21 protein-coding genes are annotated in these 24,160 nt (G+C 41.9%); 11 read left to right on the top strand and 10 right to left on the bottom strand.

What is annotated here, in order from left to right:
• Positions 1-18 precede the first annotated feature (18 nt).
• Positions 19-483, top strand: coding sequence for a hypothetical protein (locus tag IM473_RS09255; protein WP_287658621.1), 465 nt, complete (start codon positions 19-21; stop codon positions 481-483).
• 34 nt (positions 484-517) lie between these two features.
• Positions 518-1,042, top strand: coding sequence for a hypothetical protein (locus IM473_RS09250; RefSeq protein WP_287658619.1), 525 nt, complete (start codon positions 518-520; stop codon positions 1,040-1,042).
• Positions 1,043-1,173: 131 nt separating this feature from the next.
• Here IM473_RS09250 and cimA read toward each other — a convergent pair whose 3' ends face one another.
• Positions 1,174-2,814, bottom strand: coding sequence for a citramalate synthase (gene cimA / locus IM473_RS09245; RefSeq protein ID WP_287658618.1), 1,641 nt, complete (start codon positions 2,812-2,814; stop codon positions 1,174-1,176).
• 62 nt (positions 2,815-2,876) lie between these two features.
• Between cimA and IM473_RS09240 the strand changes: the two genes are divergently transcribed.
• Both IM473_RS09240 and IM473_RS09235 read left to right on the top strand, forming a co-directional pair.
• A complete protein-coding gene (locus IM473_RS09240; protein WP_287658617.1) occupies positions 2,877-3,212 on the top strand; it encodes a 2Fe-2S iron-sulfur cluster-binding protein in 336 nt (111 codons plus the stop codon).
• A 107-nt stretch (positions 3,213-3,319) separates the two neighbouring features.
• Positions 3,320-3,865: a hypothetical protein gene (locus tag IM473_RS09235; RefSeq protein WP_287658616.1), complete on the top strand. Its 546-nt coding sequence runs from the start codon at positions 3,320-3,322 to the stop codon at positions 3,863-3,865.
• Here IM473_RS09235 and sds read toward each other — a convergent pair.
• Complete coding sequence (sds, locus tag IM473_RS09230; RefSeq protein WP_287658615.1) at positions 3,862-4,833, bottom strand: solanesyl diphosphate synthase; 972 nt, start codon at positions 4,831-4,833, stop codon at positions 3,862-3,864. The two genes, IM473_RS09235 and sds, sit on opposite strands and share 4 nt — an antisense overlap.
• A 352-nt stretch (positions 4,834-5,185) precedes the next feature.
• On the opposite strand from sds, the gene IM473_RS09225 reads away from it, so the two are divergent.
• Entirely contained in the window at positions 5,186-5,881 is a 696-nt protein-coding gene (locus IM473_RS09225; RefSeq protein WP_002801790.1) for an HAD family hydrolase, read from the top strand.
• Here the strand turns inward: IM473_RS09225 and IM473_RS09220 are convergent.
• Entirely contained in the window at positions 5,878-6,498 is a 621-nt protein-coding gene (locus tag IM473_RS09220) for a CPP1-like family protein (RefSeq protein ID WP_287658614.1), read from the bottom strand. The genes IM473_RS09225 and IM473_RS09220 overlap by 4 nt on opposite strands.
• An 86-nt stretch (positions 6,499-6,584) precedes the next feature.
• On the bottom strand, positions 6,585-7,646 hold the full coding sequence (locus IM473_RS09215; RefSeq protein WP_287658613.1) for a CIA30 family protein: 1,062 nt from the start codon (positions 7,644-7,646) through the stop codon (positions 6,585-6,587).
• A gap of 492 nt (positions 7,647-8,138) precedes the next feature.
• On the opposite strand from IM473_RS09215, the gene IM473_RS09205 reads away from it, so the two are divergent.
• The 3 genes from IM473_RS09205 (at position 8,139) to miaA (ending at position 14,394) form a co-directional block, all read left to right on the top strand.
• Positions 8,139-10,628 carry a tetratricopeptide repeat protein gene (locus IM473_RS09205; protein WP_287658611.1) on the top strand — a complete coding sequence of 830 codons (2,490 nt, stop codon included), beginning with the start codon at positions 8,139-8,141 and terminating at the stop codon, positions 10,626-10,628.
• Positions 10,629-11,156: 528 nt separating this feature from the next.
• The gene (ftsH3, locus tag IM473_RS09200) at positions 11,157-13,010 is read left to right on the top strand and encodes an ATP-dependent zinc metalloprotease FtsH3 (RefSeq protein WP_052275780.1); all 1,854 of its coding nucleotides are present in this window, start codon (positions 11,157-11,159) and stop codon (positions 13,008-13,010) included.
• A gap of 436 nt (positions 13,011-13,446) precedes the next feature.
• Entirely contained in the window at positions 13,447-14,394 is a 948-nt protein-coding gene (gene miaA / locus IM473_RS09195; protein WP_287658609.1) for a tRNA (adenosine(37)-N6)-dimethylallyltransferase MiaA, read from the top strand.
• Here the strand turns inward: miaA and IM473_RS09190 are convergent.
• The 3 genes from IM473_RS09190 to IM473_RS09180 are packed head-to-tail and all read right to left on the bottom strand — an operon-like array spanning position 14,336 to position 17,668.
• Complete coding sequence (locus tag IM473_RS09190; protein ID WP_287658607.1) at positions 14,336-15,742, bottom strand: DUF2079 domain-containing protein; 1,407 nt, start codon at positions 15,740-15,742, stop codon at positions 14,336-14,338. The genes miaA and IM473_RS09190 overlap by 59 nt on opposite strands.
• Positions 15,743-15,754: 12 nt before the next feature.
• Positions 15,755-16,612 carry an amino acid ABC transporter substrate-binding protein gene (locus tag IM473_RS09185; protein ID WP_287658606.1) on the bottom strand — a complete coding sequence of 286 codons (858 nt, stop codon included), beginning with the start codon at positions 16,610-16,612 and terminating at the stop codon, positions 15,755-15,757.
• Between the two features lie 18 nt (positions 16,613-16,630).
• On the bottom strand, positions 16,631-17,668 hold the full coding sequence (locus IM473_RS09180; RefSeq protein WP_287658604.1) for an AI-2E family transporter: 1,038 nt from the start codon (positions 17,666-17,668) through the stop codon (positions 16,631-16,633).
• A 428-nt stretch (positions 17,669-18,096) separates the two neighbouring features.
• Between IM473_RS09180 and IM473_RS09175 the strand changes: the two genes are divergently transcribed.
• Together IM473_RS09175 and IM473_RS09170 are read left to right on the top strand one after the other, a co-directional pair.
• Positions 18,097-18,864 (top strand): pentapeptide repeat-containing protein, encoded by a 768-nt coding sequence (locus IM473_RS09175; protein ID WP_287658644.1) that lies wholly within the window; start codon positions 18,097-18,099, stop codon positions 18,862-18,864.
• Positions 18,865-18,912: 48 nt separating this feature from the next.
• Positions 18,913-19,365 carry a DUF8637 domain-containing protein gene (locus tag IM473_RS09170; protein WP_287658603.1) on the top strand — a complete coding sequence of 151 codons (453 nt, stop codon included), beginning with the start codon at positions 18,913-18,915 and terminating at the stop codon, positions 19,363-19,365.
• Between the two features lie 17 nt (positions 19,366-19,382).
• Here IM473_RS09170 and IM473_RS09165 read toward each other — a convergent pair whose 3' ends face one another.
• Both IM473_RS09165 and gatB read right to left on the bottom strand, forming a co-directional pair.
• On the bottom strand, positions 19,383-20,048 hold the full coding sequence (locus tag IM473_RS09165; RefSeq protein WP_287658602.1) for a ParA family protein: 666 nt from the start codon (positions 20,046-20,048) through the stop codon (positions 19,383-19,385).
• 142 nt (positions 20,049-20,190) lie between these two features.
• A complete protein-coding gene (gatB, locus tag IM473_RS09160; protein ID WP_287658601.1) occupies positions 20,191-21,663 on the bottom strand; it encodes an Asp-tRNA(Asn)/Glu-tRNA(Gln) amidotransferase subunit GatB in 1,473 nt (490 codons plus the stop codon).
• 484 nt (positions 21,664-22,147) lie between these two features.
• Here gatB and IM473_RS09155 point away from each other — a divergent pair, with 484 nt between their 5' ends.
• Positions 22,148-23,677, top strand: a complete 1,530-nt coding sequence (locus tag IM473_RS09155) for a pyruvate kinase (RefSeq protein ID WP_287658599.1) — start codon at positions 22,148-22,150, stop codon at positions 23,675-23,677.
• A gap of 130 nt (positions 23,678-23,807) precedes the next feature.
• Here IM473_RS09155 and IM473_RS09150 read toward each other — a convergent pair whose 3' ends face one another.
• Positions 23,808-24,002 (bottom strand): hypothetical protein, encoded by a 195-nt coding sequence (locus IM473_RS09150; protein WP_287658598.1) that lies wholly within the window; start codon positions 24,000-24,002, stop codon positions 23,808-23,810.
• Positions 24,003-24,160: the final 158 nt, after the last annotated feature.

Below are 24,160 nucleotides of genomic sequence, written 5' to 3'. Positions count from 1 at the left end.
TTATAGACATTATTAGCCATGAAATTAAAGGCACAACTGCATATTTTAAGTCGAGAAGCGGTCAATTATGGACTAGCTACCGTGGTCATGGAAGAAGCGGTTAATCCTGTCCTCGCGGCCGTGGCCAGAGAGTTAAAACATTTACAATACTATGTGGTTCAGAATAGCCAGGGTGATTGGTTACTAACCACTTTAGCCCATCGGCAGCAGCCGCAACAGGAGAAAAGGGTAATCTATGCTTTTGCTACGGAAAAAATGGCCATATCTGCTCAAAATACTGCTAATTCACCCCTATCAACGCTCCTGATTCCCGTAACCCATCTTTTATTCCAATTATTTGCCTTAGAAGGAGTAGATAGTATTATTTTTCTGGAAAATGCACACACCTCTCAAATAGGAAAAGAAATCTCCCGGACCCAATTAAAGGCTAATATTGAAAAACAACTACAAAAACTGGGGACAATTCCTGCCAATCTTGCTTAATTAGTTATCAATAGGGAAAAGTTAATTATCTGCAATGGCCTTTTTTACTCGTACTCACATTACCATGACCGAGCCAACCCGATTAAACTATCACGATACCTATTCTTGTCCCGTCTGTCGCCATGGTAAAATCGCCGCTTTACCCCTAATGGAAGCCTATGCTTGTAACTTTTGTCAACACATTTTTACTGCTAATTTAGAACAACAGGTTTTAAAAATGGCCGATAGTCAATTACCCTTAACTTGGTATTGGAATGGTAAGTATTGGCAGGGTTTACCGAGAGAAGGCATGGAGATGGCAGGTTTTTACTTAATTATCGGTTTAGGATTTGTGATTTTTCCCACAGCAATTGTGGCTACGGGAGCCTATCTTTTTCCTCCGGTCGAGGGGAGTCCTTTGTCATGGGTGCCTCTATTTTGGTCGATTTTAACCTTTATTTGCCATGCTATTTGTTTACTCTGGTTAATTATCGAATATTATCAGTTTCCCGTTAATATGTATCTGCGGGCCCTAGCTCGTCGTTGGCAAAATTCGGTCGTCACTAGATTATTATCCTAGGAAACATTCAATCCCAGAAAGGGGAGCAGGAAGTGGAGAAGTGGGGTGTGAGGTGTGGGGGGATAGGAAGAATAAATAAAAATAATCTCCTGAATACTGACTCCTGATTACTGATTACTGATTACTGCTCCCTAAATTATTCCCAAAGGACAAAATTGACCCGATAATTCTAGTTTATTGTTTTGCAGCAGATATAAACCGTATTCAATTCCTTCTACTACTGCTTGATAGGAAGCTTCCAAAATATTACTAGACACTCCCACGGTTGTCCATCTTTGTTGACCGTTACTGGACTCGATTAAAACCCTAGTTTTCGCTGCCGTCCCCGAACCACTATCGAGGATTCTCACTTTATAATCGGTCAGGTGAAAGTTAGCAATTTCGGGATAGAATTTGACTAAAGCCTTTCTTAAAGCTCGATCTAAAGCAGCCACAGGCCCGTTACCCTCGGCCACTTCTAATAAATCTTCCTCTTTTACCCGTACTTTAATTGTAGCGATCGCATTATCACTATCCCGCAGCATATCACAATAAACTTGGAATCCTTTTAATTCAAAAAGGTGGCTTCTCTGTGCCAAAGCTTCCCGCATTAATAACTCAAAACTAGCTTCGGCTGCCTCAAATTGATAACCCTCACTTTCCAAGATTTTTAAACGTTCCAAAATTTGCCGACAGGTGGGATCATCTTTATTTAAATCGATGCCAAAACTGCGCGCTTTCGCTAACACATTACTTAATCCCGATTGGTCAGAAATGACGATGCGGCGCTGATTCCCGATCGCTTCCGGGTTAATATGTTCGTAGGTCAGGGGATTTTTCGCCACCGCAGAAACGTGAATGCCGCCTTTATGGGCAAAAGCGGAACGTCCGACGAAGGGAGCATGATCATCTGGGGCTAAATTGACCATTTCGCTGATTTTTCGGCTAGTTCCCGTCAATCGGCCTAATTGATTTTCTTCTAGGCAAGAAAAGCCCATTTTTAACTGAAGATTGGGAATTAAAGTACATAAATTGGCATTGCCGCAGCGTTCCCCATAACCGTTAATTGTGCCTTGAATCATGCGTGCGCCCTCGTTAACTGCCGCTAAGGAGTTAGCCACGGCGGTTCCCGCGTCATTATGGGCATGGATGCCTAATTGAGGCGCATTTTCCTCATCGGGATCGATGCCCAATTGCTGCCGCACTTTCTCCACGATAGGGGCGATTTCTTGGGGTAAAGTGCCGCCGTTGGTATCACAGAAAACTAACCATTCGGCCCCGGCAGCCCTGGCGGTTTTCAGGGTTAAAAGGGCGTATTCGGGGTTATTTTTGTAACCATCAAACCAATGTTCGGCATCATAAATGACTCGTCTTCCCTGACAGCGTAGATACTCGATCGTATCTCCTATCATGGCTAAATTCTCCTCCAGACTGGTTTTTAAGCCCTCTGTGACGTGCAGATCCCAAGATTTGCCGAAAATTGTCACCCAACGGGTTCTAGCGGCGAGAATGGCGGTTAACATCCGATCTTCCCGGGCCTCGATCTGGGGGCGACGAGTGGAACAAAAAGCGACTAATTCCGCTTGTTTTAGGGGTTCTTCGTGCAGTTTCCAGAAAAATTGACCGTCTCTAGGGTTTGCGCCCGGCCAACCGCCTTCGATAAAAGGAATACCCATTCGATCTAATTCCCTAGCGATTTTAATTTTATCTTCTAGGGAGAGGGAAATACCTTCTCGCTGGGCCCCATCCCGGAGAGTAGTGTCATAGACCCAAATGCGCTTACCATTGTTCATAGAAATAGTCAATAAGTGTTAATATTAATTAATAACTGTAGCAAGTTAAAATCACGCCCCTAATGCCTAGAATAACAGTTTACGGTCAAACAATCACCTGCGATCGAGGTGAAAATCTCCGTCGCATATTATTAAAACATGACATTTCTTTGTATAATGGCGGTTCCCAGTTAATCAATTGTCGCGGCATCGGCAGCTGTGGAACCTGTGCGGTGGCAATTGTGGGCGAAGTTTCTGCTATAAATTGGAGGGAAAAAGCGCGTCTTTCTTTACCTCCCCACAACCCCGATAATAACCGTCGTCTTGCTTGTCAAGTCAAAGTTTTTGGTGATATTGAAGTGACTAAATACGATGGTTTTTGGGGACAAGGAGACTCAGTGATAACTGATCAGTTTTGAGTTTTCAGTGAGCAGTATTAAGTGTTAAAGTGTTAAAGTATTAAGTGGCAGTTTTCTGCTGTGTTTTCACCGATTACTGTTTACTGTTTACTGATTAGGGTTATCAAATGAACGAGACAACAACTTTTCGGATATCACCAATAATTCGGGTAACTTTATTAAGTTTATACATAGCGTTAACCATCCCTTTACCCTTTTTAGCAAAAGTCACTAATTCCCCCGTTAATCCCAATTTTCTCTGGGTAGGAATTAGCTTAGGATTAATCGCTTTATACGGAGCTTTAAGTGAAAGAGTCATTTTATCAGAAACAGGGATACAAGTTACCTATCCCCAATGGTTTCCTGCTTTTCTTCGCTCTGGTTGGTGGTTAAATTGGACAGATATAAAAGAACTTAAATGTCGCAGTACGGGACAGGGTGGTTTAGTTTATTATTTCCTTGATCGCTCCGCGGAAAAAGCCTATTTATTACCGATGCGAGTAGTGGGGTTTAATCGCATGGTCAAAATAATCGAGGAAAAAACTAACTTGGATATGACCGATATTCGCCCCCTTTCTCAGCCTTGGATGTATGGAATTCTTTTTATTCTCACCCTATTTTTATTATTAGTCGATGCTTGGACTATTGCTACGGCGAGAACTATGATTCCCTAATAAATTCGGCTCAAAACATAATCTACTAGCTCGATTAACACGTCTTTTGAGGGAGAAGAAGCTAAACAGTCAAGGTGTTTTAAGGCACTTTGTCCATATTGAGCTGCTAATTCTTTTGAGCGAGGAATACCTTGGCCAGAGTGAATAAAATCAAGAGCTTTTTCGATGTCTTCTTCCTGACTAAATTCCCGCTCGATTAACACTTCTATATAGGGATTTTCCTCCATAGCAAAGAGAGCGGGAGCGGTGATATTGCCACTGATCAAATCGGAGCCAGAGGGTTTTCCTAATACTTCCGTGGGGGAGGTAAAATCGAGAATATCATCGACGATTTGAAAAGCTAATCCTAAATCACGACCATAATTATATAAATGATGATTAACTTCAGCCGATTGCTCGCTTAATACCCCGGCCGCTTTGGCGCTGTTGGCAATTAAAGAAGCAGTTTTGTAGTAACTTTTTTCTAGATAAGCTTCTAGGGAGATACTGGTATCAAAGCGATTAATTCCCTGTTGAATTTCCCCTTCAGCAAAATCGCGAATCACTTCCGAGAGCAATTTTACCACTTCTAAATTATCTAAATTAGCTAGATACCAAGAGGATTGAGCGAAAAGAAAATCTCCCGCTAAAACCGCCACGCGATTGTCAAATAAACTGTTAACGGTGGGAACACCGCGGCGCAATTCCGCCTCATCTACCACATCATCATGGACGAGACTGGCAGTGTGGATCATCTCCGTGATTTCCGCTAATCGACGATGACGGGGAGTGATATCCCGGTCTAACATAGTAGCGCGAGACACTAACAACACGATCGCCGGTCGAACGCGTTTACCACCGGCCTCGAACAAGTGTTCTGCTGCCGCCGCTAAAATGGGATGACGAGCGCCGACGAGGTTTTTTAAGTTATCGGTCAAAAGACGGAGATCATCGTCAACGGGTGCGAATAAAGAAGTTGTTGGGATCATTGGTTAGCCAATTGGCGAGATAGTTACGAAAGTTTACATATCCTTACATTTATTTTAAGCTAACCGTCCAGACTAGGGAAGGGGAAGCATCAGTGATCAGTGATCACTGATCAGTAATCAGTCAACAGTAATCAGTGAGGGGTTGGGGGTTGGGGTTTTAGGGTATTGGGGTTTTAGGGGAAATTTCCCCACTTCCCCCCACACCCCACACCCCACACCCTACACCCCACACCCTACACCCCACACCCCACTTCCCTCATCCCTAATTTTTTTCCCGACAAAACCCTTGTCATTGTCAAGACTCTAGGGTAACTTGTATATAAAAATTAATAAAGCGAGAAGTATTAGAGCGATGTTGAGACTAATTAGCGACTTTGACGGCCCGATAATGGACGTATCGGAGCGATATTACCAAGTTTATCAAGACTGTTTACAGAAAACCGCCTATAAAGGTCAAATTATCGGGGAATTATCGAAAGCGGAATTCTGGCAGTTAAAACGGGATCAGGTTTCTGAGAAGCGTATCGGCGAAATGTCAGGATTAGATGAAGATCAAGCGCGTAAATTTGCCCATCTTCGTCGTCAAACTGTCCATACTTTACCCTATCTTGTCCACGATCGCCCGGTGGTTGGTTCTTTGGAAACTCTCCAGAAAATCCAAGAGTTAAAGATCGATTTAGTCGTGATGACGATGCGGCGGGTATCCGAGCTAGATCATGCCTTTAATCGCCACGATATCGGTCGTTTTTTCGCCGCTAATCGTCGTTATTGTCTAAATAATAATTACACCAAAACCAACGACGTGCGCGACAAAACCCTGCTTATGGCTAAGGCCGCTAAGGAACTGCCGGCGGCTGCCGACACTTGGATGGTGGGGGATACGGAAGCGGATATTGCCGCAGCTAAGAGCCAAAATATTAAGGTTATTGGCGTATTATCGGGGATTCGCAGCCGTTCCCGTTTAGAGAGCTACGAGCCTGATTATATCGTCAATAACCTTGGGGAAGCAGTGGACGTGATCTTAGGCTCCCTACGAGCGATTGGTTAACGGAAAAAACTACTAATCACCCAAAAGATCAGAAAAGTGACGAGCGCATAAATTTGGCGATCACCGAAAATATTCAAATCAGCCTTGGCCGCTAAACTGGCTAATCCCGCTCCCAGAGCGACTCCTAGCACTAAACCAGCGAGAGTGAATAGTAAGGCGCGGCCAAAACGTTTTTCTTTGCGGTTGAAAAAATAGATATTAACGAAAACGCCAACAGCTAAGAGCAGCGGTAAGAGGGAGCCACTGGGATCGGGAACTAACAGCGTTATTGCTCCTAAACAAGCGTAAATCACTGCTGGCACAGCGATATCCCTTGCAGAAGGTGTATCGATTAGGCTTTTCCACCAGTTAGGAGATTTGCCGCTAGTAACTGGTTTACTTTCCACCGGAATCGTCAGACGTTCGGGAAAACGAATGCGATCGGGTACTTTAATTCTACCCTCCTGTCGCATCCGCAGTCGATCCATGAGGACAGAATCGTAGGCCGCCTCGATCGATTCGACAATTTTGCTATCATTCTGATACTGTTGCACCAGTCTTTGTTTGGCCTCTTGAATTTCTTCAAAAGAGGATTCTTCAGTAACCCCAAGTTGTTCGTAGGGATTCTGTTCACTCATGAACATACCTCCTTAATTATGCTCCCGATAGTCATGATCTTAACCCGATGTTCTGTAGTTTAACTTGAGATCCAAGCTTATTTAAATTAATTAAGTTTAGCGAAAATCTGGGCAGAATCGATCGCTTCGTAGGGATAACCACTGGCATCTAAAAGGCTTTTTTCGGCGATTTCTCCTTCTTTAACGATAATTAAGCGGTTTTTGCCACCGTAGGCCTTAATTGTGACAATTTCTAAAGCAAATAACCCTGGAGAGAAACGGGGATTTAAGGCCCCATCGTACTCGAATTTACTCTGCATTAACTGCAAAGCATAGACGCTACTGCTATCAAAGGGTGCTGCCTCCCGCAGGGTTTTGGCCCGCAGCACTGGGATTAAATCGCCAAAAGGAATAGAAATCCTTTGCAGGGTGCGATCAAGTGTATCAAAAGAATAACAGTAACCGATGCCGTCCCAACGTCCTTCACAACGCAGAATTAATTTATAGCGTTTTCCGTCCCCTTCTACCTGTAATTCTATTCCCTCGTAGTTAGATAAATTTAGGGGAGGATTCAGGTTTCTGGTACGAACTGAGGCAAAACCGCCGTTATTTTCAGTTCTAACGATACCAGAAAAGAGCGCGCGTCCTCTAGTCAGGGTTATCTGACTCTCGCTCACTCCTCCCATTACCACATCATCCACCGCACCCCAGATTTCTTTTATATCACTGCTGGGATTGCTAAAGTCAAAGAGGGTTTTTTCGGCGGTTATTCCGGTATTTTTCAGTAAATCGAGTAAATTAGCTAAACTATGGCGGTTATTCTCCCCTTGACAGTAGATAATCTCATCAATCCCCGTGAATAATTGCGGGGTTTGCAGAGCGAATAAATCGACATTTTCAGCAAATAATTGACGTGCAGACTCGATATTATCGACTAAAGCGCGAATTTGATACTTTTGCTGCTGTAGTTGAGCGATTACCTTTCTACCGATCGCATTTTCGCCACCAATGACTAAAATAGTCTTCATTGCTTGCTCATTTGTTAGCTGAATTTTTTTATCTTCTCCGAAACCGAACAGCTTTTGCAGACAACTCCAGAGGGGAATACTATCAAAATAGTCGAGAGTTTGCCAAAATCTCTGAAAATCCCAGCTTTTTGACTCAGCCATAAATTTTATCTCCTTACTGCCATTAATTTTTATTTTATCGAGTTAATTTGGCTGTTTGAGATCAAAAGCTCTCCTGTAAACCTCAAAAATCTTCCGTTAGGTGAGGAAACTCCGAGACAGGAACAGAAAAAAGACAAGAGACAACTATCCTACCCATAAAACCGAAGATGATGTCAAATTTATCTGTGCTATTAGATATTTTGACCCGATAGCGGCTCGAGAACTTACTTTGACAGGATATTAATTCTAACAAAAAATATTTTGGCTTTATTCGATTCCATACTATCTAAGTTTTTAAGCTCATTAAAACTACTAATTTGCCATAACCAGTCTAGAGAGCCAACGGGAGGAAGCTGCAAAAGTTGTAGAGTTAATTAACAATCATCCCCGAAAATGTCTTGACTATCCAACCCCCTTTGAGGTATTTTATCAAATACGATCGGATAGTGATACAATTCAGATTTGAGTTTACTGCAAATTTTTTTAATCATCATGCCACAACAATCCTTAATCCCTAAAACCCCGACAGATCAAGTCCTCCTCAATCCCATAGCACAAAATAGTTTAAATGTCAAGCTTTTTAGAAAAATATTTTTATTGTCTCCCCTGTTGTTTTGGGAATTATTTGGTTTAGCAGTTAGCTCGGTTAAAGCAGTAGAAAACCTACAATGTCCCGTTATTTCTAGGGAAGAAGTTGATACAAATGCTCTTAAAAGAGAAATTGCTAATTATTCGACCACTCTGCGAGTCTACCCTAGCGATCCTAGTACGATTAAACTTTATCTTCAACGGGGAATGGCGCGAGAAAAAATCAACGATCGAAACGGTGCGATCGATGATTTCAGTCAATACATTTGGTATAGTAATTATAATGCTCCTGGATTCAAAGATCGACAGTTACTAGCTCAAGCCTATTATCAAAGAGGTAAGTTAAAGTTAGCCATGGCGATAGAGGAAGAAAAAACCCCTATAGCCGAGGAAATCCCTGTTATTGAGGAAGAAACGCCTATAGTTGAGGAAATCCCTGTTATTGAGGAAAAAAAACCTATAGTTGAGGAAATCCCTGTTATTGAGGAAGAAACACCCCTTATTGAGTCAGAAAGGCCAATAAGGAAGCAGCATCAGCTAAAATTATTAGAAGCTGCTCAAGCAGATTTTCGGCAAGCCTTTAAATATAATCCCAATGAAAGTGAAGTTTACTTTAACCTAGCAAGTGTTGCGTCTTTGCTCGATCATCAATCCTTGGCTTTAGATTATTATCAGCGTTTTATCGGTTATGAAACTGAAAATTATCGCGGCTATTATCATCGAGGACAGCTATACTCTCGGTGGGGAAATTATGCAGAGGCTATCAAAGATTATGACCTGGCTATTTTATACCAACCCGATCTAATTGAACTCTATTATAATCGGGCCATAGCTTTAGAAAAGATAGGGAGAAAACGAGATGCTTTTAAGGATTATAAAATCGTTTTAAAATGCTCACCCAAACTATTTTTAGCCAAGAATAGTCCTAGCAGTTATCAAAACCGTGCCAGAGTACAAATTGAAATGGCTGACGAGGAAGTAGAATTAGCCAATTTATCGAATAATTCCCTTCAAGGATATCAAACAGCGATCGAGTATTATAATGGAGCCATCAAAGACTTAGCACTTGTCATCCGTATTAATCCCAACTACGATAAAATTCCCCATGCTAGAGCATTTATTAAACGGGGTTATGCTCACCTAAGACTCAACAATAATCAAGGGGCAATTCAAGATTATAACCAAGCAATTTATCTGCAACCCCAAGACGCAAAAGCTTATGTATATCGGGGGTTAATGCGAGCCAATAAATATCAAGAATACGCAGGAGCTTTAGAGGATTTTACTGCAGCAGTTGCACGAAATCGTCATGATGCAGCCGCTCACTATCATCGAGGATTAGTGCTGTATAAATTAGGGCGTTATCAGGAGGCAGTAGATAATTATAGTATTGCCTTAGCCCAAGATGATCGGATTAATATACCTAGTTTTACTTCTCGCTCTGTCTGTAGCGAAAATATCCAAGAATCTGCCGACAGAAATTATTTTTATGACTCCAGAGAACCCGATTTTCGTCCTAATTATAACGTCTCTTGTCATGCTCAAGCGCGGGGAGATGCTTATTTTGCTCTGAAAAATTTTGCCGCGGCCGAAAGAGATTATACTACTTATATAGTTGCCCATCCTAACGATCCAGAAGGGTATCATAAACGGGCCAATGCGCGTTTTGAAAAAGGGGATAAACAGGGAGCGATCGAGGATTATAATGTATTCCTACAAAAAGTCCGGGATGCGAGAATTTTCTATAGTCGTGGTAATAGTAGCGCTGACGTGGGAGATGACCAAGGAGCGATTACAGATTATCTGCAATCTTTGAGCATTAATCCTATCGATGTGACAGTGTATAGTAATCGGGGAAATGCACGCACCGATACCGCTACTATTCCCGATAATGTACAAGTAACACCGAGAATATCGGCCAATCCGATCGCCTATAATAATCGTGGTATTATTCGACGACAAACTGGGGATAAAGAGGGTGCTTTAGAGGATTTAGATAGGGCAATTAGATTGAATTCCAATAATCCGATCACCTACAATAACCGGGGAGTTATTCGCTTTGATTTGGGAGATAATGCCGGTGCTTTGGAGGATTTAAATATCGCTATTGCTCTCCAATCTAACTACGCTGAAGCTTACTATAATCGAGGTTTAGTTAAGGAAAAAATAGGCGATAAGAAGGGAGCGATCACTGATTATCAATTAGCAATTACTTATCAGCCAAATTATGGCGAAGCTTATTATAACTTGGCTCTTGCCACCTACGATGATAAAAATCCTAGTAGTCGAGTAGCGAGCCTTAACTATTTGCAAAAAGCCGCTAATGCCTTGATAAAAACTGGTAATTTAGAACTGTATGAACGCGCAGTAGAATGGATGTTAAAAATGCAGTAATTTGTCTAAAAAATAAGCTCATTTTTGACAAAGGCTTCAAGACTTTATCATTGATTAGCTTTCTTGCATAATCAATTTTTGGGGGTTCAAAAGGCTCCCAGTAAAGAATCTGGCAATTCTCCCCCCGAAAAAGAAGGCTAGAAACTAAGTAAATCAAAGCTTTTAGCTGAACAAATTATACTAAATCCGTTGAGTATAGTTTACTTATGAGGAGAGGCACTCATGCAAGAGGCACTCATGCAAAACGGAGAATAAATAATCAGTTTTTAATAACCAGATTTAGTATTAGGTTTTAGATTCGGCCCTTGTTATCAGTTATCAGCTTTTTTCACCCCCGCTCCCCGCTGCCCCGCAACGCGCAAGAAGTGGTCTCCCCCACTGCCAACCCCCAACAGCTAACCCCCATTGAGGACTAGAACGGGCATATTAAAAAAAAACCTGTCCACTGTTCCTGAGAAACGTTAACATAAATTAACAACCCCTTAACAACCGATAAGATCATCCTCAATTTATCAGGAGTTCGACAGCGTGAACAAAAACGGTAATAACAAAAAATGGCGCAATGCGGGACTATATGCCCTATTGTTAATCGTAGTCCTTGCCTTGGCCTCAGCTTTCTTCGATCGCCAGCCAGCAGTCCAACAAACTTGGAAGTATAGTGAATTTTTACAGGAAGTACGCGAAGGTAAAGTAGAAACCGTGCGCTTAAGTGCCGACCGGCAACGAGCGATCGTACCCACCCAAGATGGTGCAAATGTATTAGTTAACCTGCCCAACGATCCGCAATTAATCAACATCTTGGCAGAAAATAACGTTGATATTTCCGTACTGCCCCAAAGAGAAGAAGGAGTATGGGTAAGAGCCTTCAGTAGCCTATTTTTCCCCATATTGCTTCTTGTTGGTCTATTTTTCTTGCTCCGTCGCGCTCAAAGTGGTCCTGGCTCCCAAGCGATGAACTTCGGCAAATCGAAAGCAAGAGTACAGATGGAACCCCAAACCCAGGTTACTTTCGGTGATGTGGCCGGGATTGAAGGGGCAAAATTAGAATTAAACGAAGTGGTGGACTTCCTGAAAAATGCCGATCGCTTCACGGCAATTGGGGCAAAAATCCCCAAAGGAGTCCTTTTAGTCGGTCCTCCGGGGACAGGTAAAACCCTGCTCGCTCGCGCAGTAGCTGGAGAAGCAGGAGTCCCGTTTTTTAGCATTTCCGGTTCGGAATTCGTGGAAATGTTCGTCGGGGTGGGTGCTTCTCGCGTCCGCGACCTATTTGAACAAGCGAAAGCGAATGCACCTTGTATAGTTTTTATCGATGAGATTGATGCTGTCGGTCGTCAACGGGGCGCCGGTTTAGGGGGGGGTAACGATGAACGGGAACAAACCCTCAACCAATTATTAACGGAAATGGACGGTTTTGAAGGTAATACAGGTATTATCATTATCGCCGCCACTAACCGCCCCGATGTGCTGGATGCCGCTTTATTACGTCCGGGTCGTTTCGATCGCCAAGTAGTGGTAGATCGTCCCGATTACGCTGGTCGTAAGGAAATCCTTAATGTCCACTCCAGAGGCAAAACTTTGGCTCAAGACGTGGATCTCGATAAAATTGCCCGTCGTACCCCCGGTTTTACTGGTGCCGATCTAGCTAATTTGCTCAACGAAGCCGCAATTTTAGCGGCACGTCGCAACTTAACCGAGATTTCCATGGATGAGATCAACGATGCGATTGATCGTGTCCTAGCAGGCCCTGAGAAGAAAAATCGCGTCATGAGCGAAAAACGCAAAACTTTAGTGGCTTACCATGAAGCTGGTCACGCTTTGGTGGGTGCTTTAATGCCGGATTACGATCCCGTCCAAAAAATTAGTATTATTCCTCGCGGTCGCGCTGGGGGTTTAACTTGGTTCACTCCCAGCGAGGATCGCATGGAATCCGGGTTATATTCTCGCGCTTATCTGCAAAATCAGATGGCTGTAGCTTTGGGGGGTCGTTTAGCTGAAGAAATTATCTTCGGTGAGGAGGAAGTGACTACGGGTGCTTCTAATGACCTGCAACAGGTGGCACGAGTAGCGCGGCAAATGGTCACTCGTTTCGGCATGAGCGATCGCTTGGGGCCGGTGGCCTTAGGTCGTCAAAATGGTAATGTTTTCCTAGGTCGTGATATCGCTTCCGATCGAGATTTCTCCGATGAAACTGCGGCAGCTATTGACGAGGAAGTGCGTAACCTAGTGGAACAGGCCTATCGTCGCGCTAAAGAGGTTTTAGTCAATAACCGCGCCATCTTGGACCAGTTAGCGCAAATGTTAGTGGAAAAAGAAACCGTGGATGCGGAGGAGTTACAAAATATCCTCGCTCATAACGATGTGAAAATGGCGGCTTTAGCTTAAGTTTTGTAACATTTTCTTGACAAACAGCATCCTGATGGGTGCTGTTTTTTTGTTCAACGAAAATTAATGACAAACTTAATAGCTGTTAATCGGGTGCATCTCAATTTTTGTCAATCCCACACAGAGAAAACGGGTTTCTCGGAGAAACCCGTTTTCTACTCATGTAATTTGGGATTTTTAAGCGGAAACTTTCTCCTAAAGTTGATTCAAGGTAGGGTTGATTCATGAATCAACCCTACCCAAACCCGGAAGCGCATTAGTTTTTCGGTGGGATGCTTACAGATAGCTGCTGATATATCTGTAATAATTTAAGAGTCACTGATAATTAATGTGGGATGCACCCCTGTTAATCAGCTTAACAATACCCAGTTTAAATGCGTCTTAGCTTAACAGTCCTGTCTTTTCACTGATTACTGTTTACTGTCATGTAGCGTCGATGACTACTTCCCCTTTACCTATTCTGATTGTTATTTGTGGGGCAACTGCCACAGGAAAATCCAGTTTAGCCCTACAATTGGCCGAAAAGTTTAATTCAGTAATTCTCAGTGCCGATTCCCGACAAATCTATCGAGAATTTAATATTGGTACTGCTAAACCTAGCTTAGAAGAATGTCAGCGAATTCCCCATTATCTAATTGATATTTGCGCTCCTAAAGATAATTTTACCCTAGCACAGTACCAAGAACAAGCTGAGGATTTAATCAGCAATCTCCAGTATTCTCCTCTGTTTTTGGTTGGTGGTACGGGACTTTATATCAAGTCCATTGTCAAAGGTTTAAAAATACCGAGGGTTTCTCCTCAACCGGATTTAAGGCAGCAATTACAAGCTTTAGGACAATCCTATCTCTATCAAATTCTGACGCAGGTAGATGAGGAGGCAACTAAAAAAATTCATCCCCATGATCAGGTAAGGACTTTACGCGCTTTAGAGGTTTTTTATCTGACAGGAAAACCTATCTCTAGTCAGCAGGGAGAAAATCCTCCCACTTATCCGATTTTACAAATTGGTTTAGATTGTTCCCCAGAAAGTTTAGACAAGCGGATCACTGTTCGTACTGATCAAATGATTGCAAAAGGATTAGTAGCAGAGGTGCAGAATTTGGGGGATAAATACGGTTGGGATTTGCCACTTTTGCAGACTTTGGGTTATGCAGAGATTAAGCAATATCTCCTCGGAGAAGTTTCTTTAGAACAGGCGATCGATCTGATTATCCTCCACACCCGTCAATTTGCCAAACGTCAGCGCACTTGGTTTCGTGCCGATGCTGATATTGTCTGGTTTCCCATCGATAAAGAAAATTTATTGGAATCGGTGGAACGAAAAATTATTTTGTTTCTTGAGGGGTTGTCAAGGCCTGATATAAAAACACATCATCCTGATTAAAGATTAACCGAAAGTTGTCATTTTGATTCAGTTTATTTAAGTGATAATCAATTAGTTCTGGTGAACTAGACCAACCGGGATGACGGCGATCGAGTAGGATATAATTAAATTGATTTAAATCTAGGGATTGGGAACCTTCGATCGTTAATTTGATCATTTCTCGATGGGTAAGATGGGGGGCAATTCTAGAAGTAGTCAAGACACTCTCACTGGTGGTAATTTGGGTTAGAGCTTTTTGGGTGGCGGACCAAGTATCGAGGGAATTTAAATACAGTGACCAAAAATAGCCGTATTTAGCTAAGGCAAAAAAGGCAATAATTGCCCAAGTAATTATCCATTTAGGCTGCTTCAACCAGCTGCTATTATGGGCTAAAGTGGCGATAACCGCTAGAAATAAAAAGGGCAAAATTGGCAGGGAATATTGAGTAGTTAAGTTTTTTTGTGGGGCATGATCTGCCAATAAATTTAAAGCGAGTGCGGGAATAGCGGCAATTATTGGCGCAGAATAGCGCCAGGATAAACCCCAAACTAAGGGAATAATTAATAGGATTAGGTATTCTAGATTATTGCCAGTAAAGATTTTTCCCAAGACAAGATCGGGTTTGAGGAAAAGATTAAAGATAATTGCTGGTAAACTATCTCCTAGATAACTATATCGAGAATCAGCCATTTCAATAACTGCTGATTTTCCTGTCAGGAGAGGAATTAATAACTTCGTGGTGATAATAAACCAAAGAATGCCGGTAATCATGGCAATTATTCCGGGGATTTTTTTCTTTTCCCAGAGAAGTAACCAGATACCCATTCCCAACAATGTTAAAGAGAGAATTGCTTTACAACCGAGAATAATAATGATTCCTAGACAAAATCCCCAGAGATTATTTAATCTTGCTGCCAAAATTGTCCAAAAAATCGCTGGCACTGCGATCACTTCTGGATGAAAATCAAAGAGATTAACATTAAAAATCAGGGGATAGAGCAGATAAACTAAGGCTAATGTATAAGCTTGTTTTTCTTTTAATCCCGCTTCTATTGCCAATTGCCAGAGGGGAAAAGCACCAAGAGAAAGGGAAAAAGCTTGTAAGAAAAGCAGCCAATAAACGCTAGGATAAATTTTATAAAGTAAGGCTATAGGATAGAGAATAAAAGCGATATGGTCGCCTAAAATATGGTAGTCAACAAAAGATATAATCGGTGGTTTACCTTGAGAAATTAAGTAAACTCCTTGATCGAACCAACCAAGATCGAGAGCATTAGATTGAAATAAAATATGTCTGGTTGCACTGCAAATAAACAGGATTATTGTCGCGCAACCAATTAACCAAAATATATCTTTTTTTTGGGGCATAATCGTTAAGTTTTACTGGGATTTTTGGGGATTATTACGACAATATTGCCAGGTATCTATAAAATAGGAAGCAACTTCAGTAAACCATGTTTTAAAAATATTTCTGTTCTCACTGGTGACGATAACCCCATTAATAAACTCTTGCCATTGGGGATCATTAGCGGGAAGAATGAAACCATAATAATCACAATTTAAAGGATTGCGGGGGATAAGTTGATAATCTTTTTCTAAGGATAAACCGAGAATGACAGCTTCTCCAATTAGCAGAATACCATCACTAGCAAAAGCATCTATTCTATTCCTTCTTAAACTTTGGATACCCCGCAGTCTTCCCGTCACTCCTTGAAATTCTTGATAGGTAGCAAGAGGATATTTTTGTCTTAATAATTCTTGAGTGCTGGTATCTCGCAAAACTCCAATACTTATACCTTCTAAGGACGAGGAAAAGTTAAAATTCTTCTGACTATCACTCCGAACTAAAAACTGAGTTCCAGTCACAAAAAAAGGACGGGAAAAACTGACACCATCAGGTATATTTTTTCTGATACTATTGGGACCACACTCGAAATCAACGGTTTTATTTTCCAATAACTGGAAGCGATTAAATAAAGTTGATTTATAAATTTTGACACTGATGATCTGGAGGTTTAATTTATGCTTTAGTTCCCCTCTGAGCAATTGGATAAAATCTAAGCATAATCCCTGCAAATTATTATTACTATCTCGATAGCCAAAAGGAATCGCATCTTCTCTCATAGCTACTTCTAATAATCCCGTGCGTTTAATTTTTTCTAGAACCGTTTCAGACTTAGCTGGGAGAGCAGCAAAAAAATTAGATAAAATAACGAGAGTAAGAATGATTAATTTCATGACTTTTGCCGAGATTATTTAAGATTTTTTATGGACGTGATCCCATTGATCTAAAATGTCTTTGAATAGTAATTCATCTAACCATGTTTTTACTACCACTGTCAAAGGTAAAGCCAATAATAAACCTAAGATGCCAAATATTTGAGCGAAGAAAATTTGAGCGATTAGGGTAATTGCTGGTAGTAAAGATACCTGTTTAGCCATGACAGTTGGTGTCAGCAAATAACTTTCGACATTTTGGATAATAAAATAGAGAATCAGAATAGCGACAATTTTCCAAGGTGCATCGATAACAGCAATGAGGATCGGAAAAATCACACTAGCAGTCGGTCCGATATTAGGGATAAAATTGAGCAATCCTGCTAGGATAGCATGAACGAGAACTAGATTAATTTGTAGAACCCAAAGACCGAAACCACTGAATAATCCTACCATAGTTGAACTAATGGCAATTCCCAACAACCAATTACCTAAACCTGCTTCCGATAGGGTAAGAATTTCCTCGGCACGACGACGATAGAAGTTAGGAAATAATTTTAAGAAAGCTTGTCGATAGGGTTGGGGGTTGGCTAACATCATAATTGCTAACACCAGCACAAATAATAATTGCAAAATTGCCGCAACTGAGTTAGAAAAGAAGGTAAAAAAGTTACTAAAAACAAAGGTTCCTAAAGGTTGTAACTGCTGGACTAAATCACTTAAATTAGGCAGCGATGGCAGCCAATCAAATTGAAATTGTTGTCGCCATCGAATCGAGTTATTACGGACTAAATCCCAAGCTTGCGGTAAAAGTTCAATTAATTTTTGAAACTGTTCGATAAAGGGGGGAACAATAATTATAAAAAATAAAATCACAATTCCTAGACTCGTCAGCAGGGTGATTAAAATAGCCAAACCCCTTTTAATCCCCAATCTCTGCAATCCTTTTACACATCTATTTAAGGCTACGGTAAACACGATCGCCATAAAAATCAATAATAACAGCTGTCGAATCTGCCACAATACATAGAGAGCCATTATTAAACAGATAAACCCCAACCACTGACCAAATTTCACGACCTTGATTTATCCTATCGGGACAAGTTTTATCATACAGCAGTCGGTCGGCGGTCGGCGGTCGGCAGGTTTTAGGTGTTGGGGTTTTGGGGTCTTGGGGTTTTGGGGTTTTAGTTCAATTTCCCCACTTCCCCACTTCCCCACTTCCCCACTTCCCCACTTCCCCACTTCCCTCTCCCTAACCCCCAACAGCAAAAATTAAGTTTTGTATCAAAAATTTGCTAATTTTGCTGTTATGTGCTATACAGTTACGCCACAAAACAGGATAGAAAAACGAGATTTTCTTAATTACCAGACATTTTCTCAAATTTTATGGCAACTCTCCCAGAGTCAAATTATCCTGAAAGAAATCCTCTCCTAGAAAATCCGACAAGACTCAGCAAAATTGTGGCCATTAATGCTTTTATCCTTGTATTAGGACTTCGATGATGAAAGAATTGGAGCGATACTATAAAGTTTTAGGGTTAGATCATGGGGCATCTCTCGATGAGATCAATCAAGCCTACAAAGATTTGGTGTTTATTTGGCATCCCGATCGCATTCCCAAAGATAATCAGCGTCTTTTGGAAAAAGCCACCGCTAAACTGCAAGAAATTAACCAAGCTAGGGAACAATTGCGGCAAATTCATCAAAATTCTCCTAAACGCTCCAATTCCGCCCCTAAAACTGAAAAACAGCCCGCCCACGCCTATAAAACTGCTTCTCCCTATCAGCCTCACCCTAGCCAACCCGGCCAAAATTCACAAACCCACAGTCAACAAACCCACAGTCAACACAGCCACTCCCAGAATAACCATCAGGTCCACAATCATGCCGCCTGGCGCCCTCACTATCGGGATTTAAACGGAGCCGATTTACAGGGAGCCAACCTGAAAGAAAAAGATCTCTCTAGTCGCAGTCTCATCGGGGCAGATTTAAGCCATGCCGACTTAAGCGATAGCTTCCTGCACAAAATTAACCTAGAAAAAGCCAATCTGTACAAAGCTAATCTTTTTCGCGCCAATCTCCTCGAAGCTAACCTTAAAGGCGCAAATTTACAGGAAGCCAATCTCATCGGAGCGGATTTAAGCGGGGCGGATCTGTCGGCGGCAGATTTACGCGGGGCAAAAATTGGCTTTGGTAAGCGTATTATGGTGAAATTAACTGGAGCAATTTTAACGGGAACAATTCTCCCCGATGGTTCGATTCATCAATGAATAACCTCTTGCTAATTTGGATTTTTCTTTAATAGGAACTATCACCTGATGGGCATTTATTACACAATCGCTGCTGTTTTTCTAGGGATGCAATTAGCTGCAGGAGAAAATTTATCGGCAGCAAATCCAGATTTTCTACGACTACAAAAAGCTCTAGAAAAACACAATTTCATCGTCAAAATTGCCCCGCCACCAGTGCGAGGAGCCTACGGTTTATTTGATAGTAAAACTAGAATTATTTGGATTCATCCCCTAGTTTTTGACTTAGGTATTGCCCGACCAACATTGATTCATGAAGCTGTCCATGCTGCCCAACTTTGTCATGGAGGCAAAACAGTTAAAGCTCTTAATTTAGGGATAGAACCACCAGCAATAACCAGAAGATTTTTTATGAATTATGAAGGTTTTAGCCGACAAATTGAAGCCGAAGCCTATACTGTTCAAGTTCAGCCCGATGGTCTAGATTTAGTGATTTCTTTACTGCAAAAATATTGTGCTTAGAAAACCTGTCGATAAATCTACCAATCCCGTTCTAATTCTTCGGCCACACGACGATAATCGGCGCTGGCTTCTTGGGCATTTTTACCGCGCCAATTGGTAATAGCTACCCCGTCTAAAACGGCTTTTTCGTGGGCCTTATAATTTCTGACAAAAGCATGACAGGCAGGAATACCTAATTCTAATAAAGTATTTTGTGCTTCCAAAGTTTCCTTAAGACTACGGGAATCCACTTTCGTTAACAAAACCCGATAGGCAATTCCTAGGGGTTTAACTGCCGTGCGTACCGTGTCAATTAAAGCCATTAAATCCATCGGTGCGGGAGGAGTCGGTAAAATTAAATAATCTGATTCTGCTATTACTGCCGTCAGTAATTCGGAGCGCAAAGCTGGTGGTGTGTCAATCACGATCAGATCGTACTCGATAATTTGACGCAATTCTCCTAATTTCTCTGTATTAATTTGCTTGGCTAAATCAAATACCATATCCCCTTGATTTCTTTCTACCCACCAAGTGGAGGAACCCTGCGGATCCGCATCCACCAGCAAAACACGCTGATTTTGCCCCCAAATTGCCGCTAAATTAACCGCAGTGGTGGTTTTACCCACACCACCTTTACCGTTGACAACAGCCAGAATTTTCGGGCTATTAGGCTTTAATTGCGAGTTTGTTGGAGAATTTGGCATTTTCAGTTATCAGTTATTTTAGCTGTCAGGAGATAGGAGACAGGAGGCAGGAGAGTGTTTTTATTTCTTCTCCCCCCTCCCCAATTCATAATTCATAATTCATAATTCATAATTTACACTGATCACTGATCACTGAATATAACTAACCAGAAAGTTTTTGATCTAAGATTTGGCTAGTTAATTTAGGATCGGCCTTACCGCCGCTTTTTTTCATGACTTGACCAACAAAAAAACCCTTGAGATTGGTTTTACCCGCCCGGAATTTTTCTAACTCGCTTGGATGGGCGGCGATAATGTCCTCGATCAGTTTTTCGATGGCAGAAGTGTCAGAAATTTGTATTAATCCTTTCTTTTCCACCAGCGCTTTCGGTGAACCGCCCTGGGTGAGAAGTTCGGGTAAAATTTCCTTAGCAATTTTGCCACTAATTGTTCCCGTTTCAATCAGTTTAACTAATTCAGCCAAGTCTGACGCTTGCAGGGCGATTTCTGTGATCGTCAGCTTATTATTATTCAAATAAGCGGCGATATCTTGACTGATCCAGTTAGCAACTAATTTCGCATTTGCCCCCGCAATTACAGCAGTTTCAAAATATTCGGCCACGGTGCGATCATCGGTTAAAACCCTGGCATCGTAGGCGGAAAGACCAAATTCTTCTTCATAACGACGACGTTTACGCGCGGGTAATTCCGGTAATTCTTCCGCCCAAGCTTTTAACTGTTCGGCGGAGACTTCTAGGGGGGGTAAATCCGGTTCGGGAAAATAGCGATAATCGCTAGAACCTTCTTTTTTCCGCATACTAATCGTCCGTTGACTAGCTTCTTCCCAAAGACGGGTTTCCTGTACGATTGGTTCACCATTTTTGATCGCTTCAATTTGTCGATCGATCTCGTATTCTATGGCTTTTTGGATAGCACTAAAGGAGTTCATATTTTTAATTTCTACCTTAGTCCCGAACTTTTCAGTGCCTTTTTTGCGAACGGAAATATTGACATCGCAGCGCAGGGAACCTTCCTGCATATTGCCGTCACTGATGCCGAGATAACGCACTAAACGCCGTAATTCTTGGGCATATTCCGCCGCTTCGGCCCCGGTGCGTAAATCCGGTTCCGAGACAATTTCTAATAATGGTACACCTGTACGGTTAAAATCCACGAGGGAATGGGTGGAACCGGAGAGACGTTCGCTGCCGGCATGAACCAGTTTTCCCGCGTCTTCTTCCATGTGCAGACGGGTAATGCCGATAATTTTGCGGCTAACTTCCTTAGTTTTTTTATCGACGATCTCGATTTCTAGTTGACCCTGTTCGACAATAGGGAGATCATACTGGGAAATTTGATAATTTTTCGGCAGGTCGGGATAAAAATACTGTTTGCGATCAAATTTGCTATGAGGTGTGATTTTACCATCGATAGCTAATCCCAGTTTAACGGCACTGGCCAGGACTTCTTGGTTAAGGACGGGTAACACCCCCGGATAACCCAAACAGATGGGACAGACGTTAGTATTGGGGGGACTATCGAAGTTGGTGGGACAGGAACAAAATATCTTGCTTCTGGTGTTCAGTTGACAGTGGGTTTCTAAACCGATAATTGCTTCGTATTCAGTGGCAGACATATTTTCTCGCTCTCGCCGACACAGGAATGATCTGTTTAATCATTATAGTCGCGATTCTGGATCATTCCCTCCCTTCATAAAACTTAATAATGTAGTTACTAATAACTTTATGCACCTTTAATATAGCTCAAAAAAGATAATTTATTCAACCAATGTCCGCCATTATTTTTAATTTTATCAAAGGCATAAGATTAAAGAAGCTTATCGATAATTTTTCACCGATAAACCTAGCTTTTTTAGTATCGACCACCGACCAGCGACTCCCGAAAACCAAAACTTCCCAACTCACCATGAAGATAACCGACATAAATCGTAGCAAAAATTAACTTCTAGAGACGGGATATTTGCTTAGTATAGAAACAGAGAGATTATACCCAATAACTGACCCCATAACCAGCCAAGAGCAATATAAGCCGCAAAAGTGATCATTTTCTAGGCGAGTATTGCCTTAGTAATTGACGATTTTTAATTTTTACTTGATTTTATGTCTTTAACTCTCTCAGAACAACTCAAACGAGAACAATTATCCTACCCTCAAACTCTCCTCCATCATCTGCAAAAGTTACGGCATTTTGTGACAGTAGAAGGAGAGGAGAAATTGCAGCAGTGGAAAAACCTGATTGAAAAGGAGAATTTTCAACCTAGCACCCGTAATTTAGCCTATTATCTCGCCCTGAGACAAGAAGATATCCGGGATTTACAATTAGCTTTAATGCCCTGGGGATTATCTTCCCTAGGCCGGATTGAATCAAAAGTTTTACCGACTCTCGATGCCGTAATTGCCACTTTAGGGGCGGTTTGTCATCAAGAATCCTCATTATTGCCAAAACATCCCCCTTTAGAGGCATTTTTCCAAGGAGATCAACTTTTAGCTTCCCATAGCGCCGAAGTTTTCGGTCTGCCTTCCCCCCGGCGTCGGGTGCGAATTATGGTGACAATGCCGACGGAGGCGGCAACTGACCCCGATTTTATCGCTCAATTACTGCGTTGCGGGATGGACTGTATTCGCATTAATTGCGCCCATGATAGCCCGAAAGAGTGGCAGGGAATGATCGAAAATCTGCGCGAGGCGGTCAAAAATCCCGAAAATTTAGTCAATGGAGATACCTGTAAGGTTTATATGGACTTAGCGGGTCCAAAAATCCGTTTAGAAGAGATTTTAGCCCCCCAGTCCCAAACCAGACTATATCAAGGGGATTTTCTCCTCTTAACCACCCAACCGCCCCATACTGCCCATCCTCAGTATTTTCAGGCTAATTGTTCCCAACCGGAAATTATTCCCCAAATTCCCGTCGGGGCGAAAGTTTGGATTGATGATGGTCATATTGGGGCTGAAGTTATTGCCATAATGCCGGAAGGTCTTTTACTAAAAATTACCCACGCAAGAGAGAAAGGAGAAAAACTCAAAGCAGATAAGGGTCTAAATTTCCCCGATACCGTCTTAAATATCGATCCTTTGACCGCAAAAGACCGGCAAGATTTAGATTTTATTGCCCACAATGCCGATATTATCGGTTACTCTTTTGTGCAGAAAGCCAGCGATATCGAGACACTACAGCTAGAGTTACAAAGTCGTTTGGGGGATGCTTGGCGACAAAAAGCAATTGTGGCCAAAATAGAAACACCTTTAGCCGTGAAAAATCTTCCCGAATTAATCATCCATGCCGCCGGTAAACAACCTTTTGGGGTGATGATTGCCCGGGGTGATTTGGCCGTAGAAATTGGCTATCAAAGACTAGCAGAAATTCAAGAGGAAATTCTCTGGTTATGCGAAGCAGCCCATATTCCAGTAATTTGGGCTACCCAAGTTCTAGAAAATCTGGTCAAGAAAAGTATTCCTTCCCGGGCCGAGATTACCGATGCCGCTATGGCCGAAAGGGCCGAATGTGTCATGCTTAATAAGGGGAAATATATCCGGGAAGCGGTGACAATTCTTGATGATGTTTTACAAAGAATGCAGACCCACCAAGCTAAAAAAACGCCCCAATTACGCGCTCTCCATTCTTGGGTTTAAGCAGTTTCAGTTATCAGTTATTTTTAGCTATCAGTATTCAGGAGATTATTTTTATTTATTCTCCCCAGTTCATAATTCATAATTCATAATTCCCCACACCTTTTCAACAGGCTTGAGAATCAGAGGCAGATTAACGTATATTATTGACCGCACCGCTAACCAAACCAGCGCTAACATAGCGACCATAACCATCAAGACGGTTTTGTTGAGCGATTCGGGAGGGATTATTGACGAGATCGGCAACTCCCACACCCATCATCACCACGGAGATAACTGCGATTAAGTAGTTACGGACAAAAGTTTGATTTTGGTGGCTGGCTAACATGGTTGTTACCTCTCTTTCCTCTCGATAACCTTAGAATACGAGAGGGTTTGGGGTGATGTCAGTCCCATAATTCTGGGTGACAGAAGTGGAAAAAAGTGGAATCCACAGATAAGCTATGATTTTTTGTCGATTAGAATGGGTAAATAGGGAATCGGGAA

Origin of the sequence: Microcystis sp. M015S2, assembly GCF_020245945.1 — a bacterium.
GTDB lineage: Bacteria > Cyanobacteriota > Cyanobacteriia > Cyanobacteriales > Microcystaceae > Microcystis.
Note: the sequence above shows the minus strand (reverse complement) of the source record. Positions and strands in the feature narration are given on the sequence as shown.

What these genes read in the sequence shown, in the direction of transcription:
- gatB (WP_287658601.1), bottom strand. Translation starts at nt 21,663, where the DNA reads ATGTCTGCCACTGAATACGAAGCAATTATCGGTTTAGAAACCCACTGT.
- IM473_RS09165 (WP_287658602.1), bottom strand. Translation starts at nt 20,048, where the DNA reads ATGCCAAATTCTCCAACAAACTCGCAATTAAAGCCTAATAGCCCGAAA.
- IM473_RS09150 (WP_287658598.1), bottom strand. Translation starts at nt 24,002, where the DNA reads ATGTTAGCCAGCCACCAAAATCAAACTTTTGTCCGTAACTACTTAATC.
- IM473_RS09175 (WP_287658644.1), top strand. Translation starts at nt 18,097, where the DNA reads ATGAAAGAATTGGAGCGATACTATAAAGTTTTAGGGTTAGATCATGGG.
- sds (WP_287658615.1), bottom strand. Translation starts at nt 4,833, where the DNA reads ATGATCCCAACAACTTCTTTATTCGCACCCGTTGACGATGATCTCCGT.
- IM473_RS09235 (WP_287658616.1), top strand. Translation starts at nt 3,320, where the DNA reads ATGAACGAGACAACAACTTTTCGGATATCACCAATAATTCGGGTAACT.
- IM473_RS09170 (WP_287658603.1), top strand. Translation starts at nt 18,913, where the DNA reads ATGGGCATTTATTACACAATCGCTGCTGTTTTTCTAGGGATGCAATTA.
- miaA (WP_287658609.1), top strand. Translation starts at nt 13,447, where the DNA reads ATGACTACTTCCCCTTTACCTATTCTGATTGTTATTTGTGGGGCAACT.
- IM473_RS09185 (WP_287658606.1), bottom strand. Translation starts at nt 16,612, where the DNA reads ATGAAATTAATCATTCTTACTCTCGTTATTTTATCTAATTTTTTTGCT.
- IM473_RS09250 (WP_287658619.1), top strand. Translation starts at nt 518, where the DNA reads ATGGCCTTTTTTACTCGTACTCACATTACCATGACCGAGCCAACCCGA.
- IM473_RS09255 (WP_287658621.1), top strand. Translation starts at nt 19, where the DNA reads ATGAAATTAAAGGCACAACTGCATATTTTAAGTCGAGAAGCGGTCAAT.
- cimA (WP_287658618.1), bottom strand. Translation starts at nt 2,814, where the DNA reads ATGAACAATGGTAAGCGCATTTGGGTCTATGACACTACTCTCCGGGAT.
- IM473_RS09220 (WP_287658614.1), bottom strand. Translation starts at nt 6,498, where the DNA reads ATGAGTGAACAGAATCCCTACGAACAACTTGGGGTTACTGAAGAATCC.
- IM473_RS09225 (WP_002801790.1), top strand. Translation starts at nt 5,186, where the DNA reads ATGTTGAGACTAATTAGCGACTTTGACGGCCCGATAATGGACGTATCG.
- IM473_RS09215 (WP_287658613.1), bottom strand. Translation starts at nt 7,646, where the DNA reads ATGGCTGAGTCAAAAAGCTGGGATTTTCAGAGATTTTGGCAAACTCTC.
- IM473_RS09240 (WP_287658617.1), top strand. Translation starts at nt 2,877, where the DNA reads ATGCCTAGAATAACAGTTTACGGTCAAACAATCACCTGCGATCGAGGT.
- IM473_RS09205 (WP_287658611.1), top strand. Translation starts at nt 8,139, where the DNA reads ATGCCACAACAATCCTTAATCCCTAAAACCCCGACAGATCAAGTCCTC.
- IM473_RS09155 (WP_287658599.1), top strand. Translation starts at nt 22,148, where the DNA reads ATGTCTTTAACTCTCTCAGAACAACTCAAACGAGAACAATTATCCTAC.
- IM473_RS09190 (WP_287658607.1), bottom strand. Translation starts at nt 15,742, where the DNA reads ATGCCCCAAAAAAAAGATATATTTTGGTTAATTGGTTGCGCGACAATA.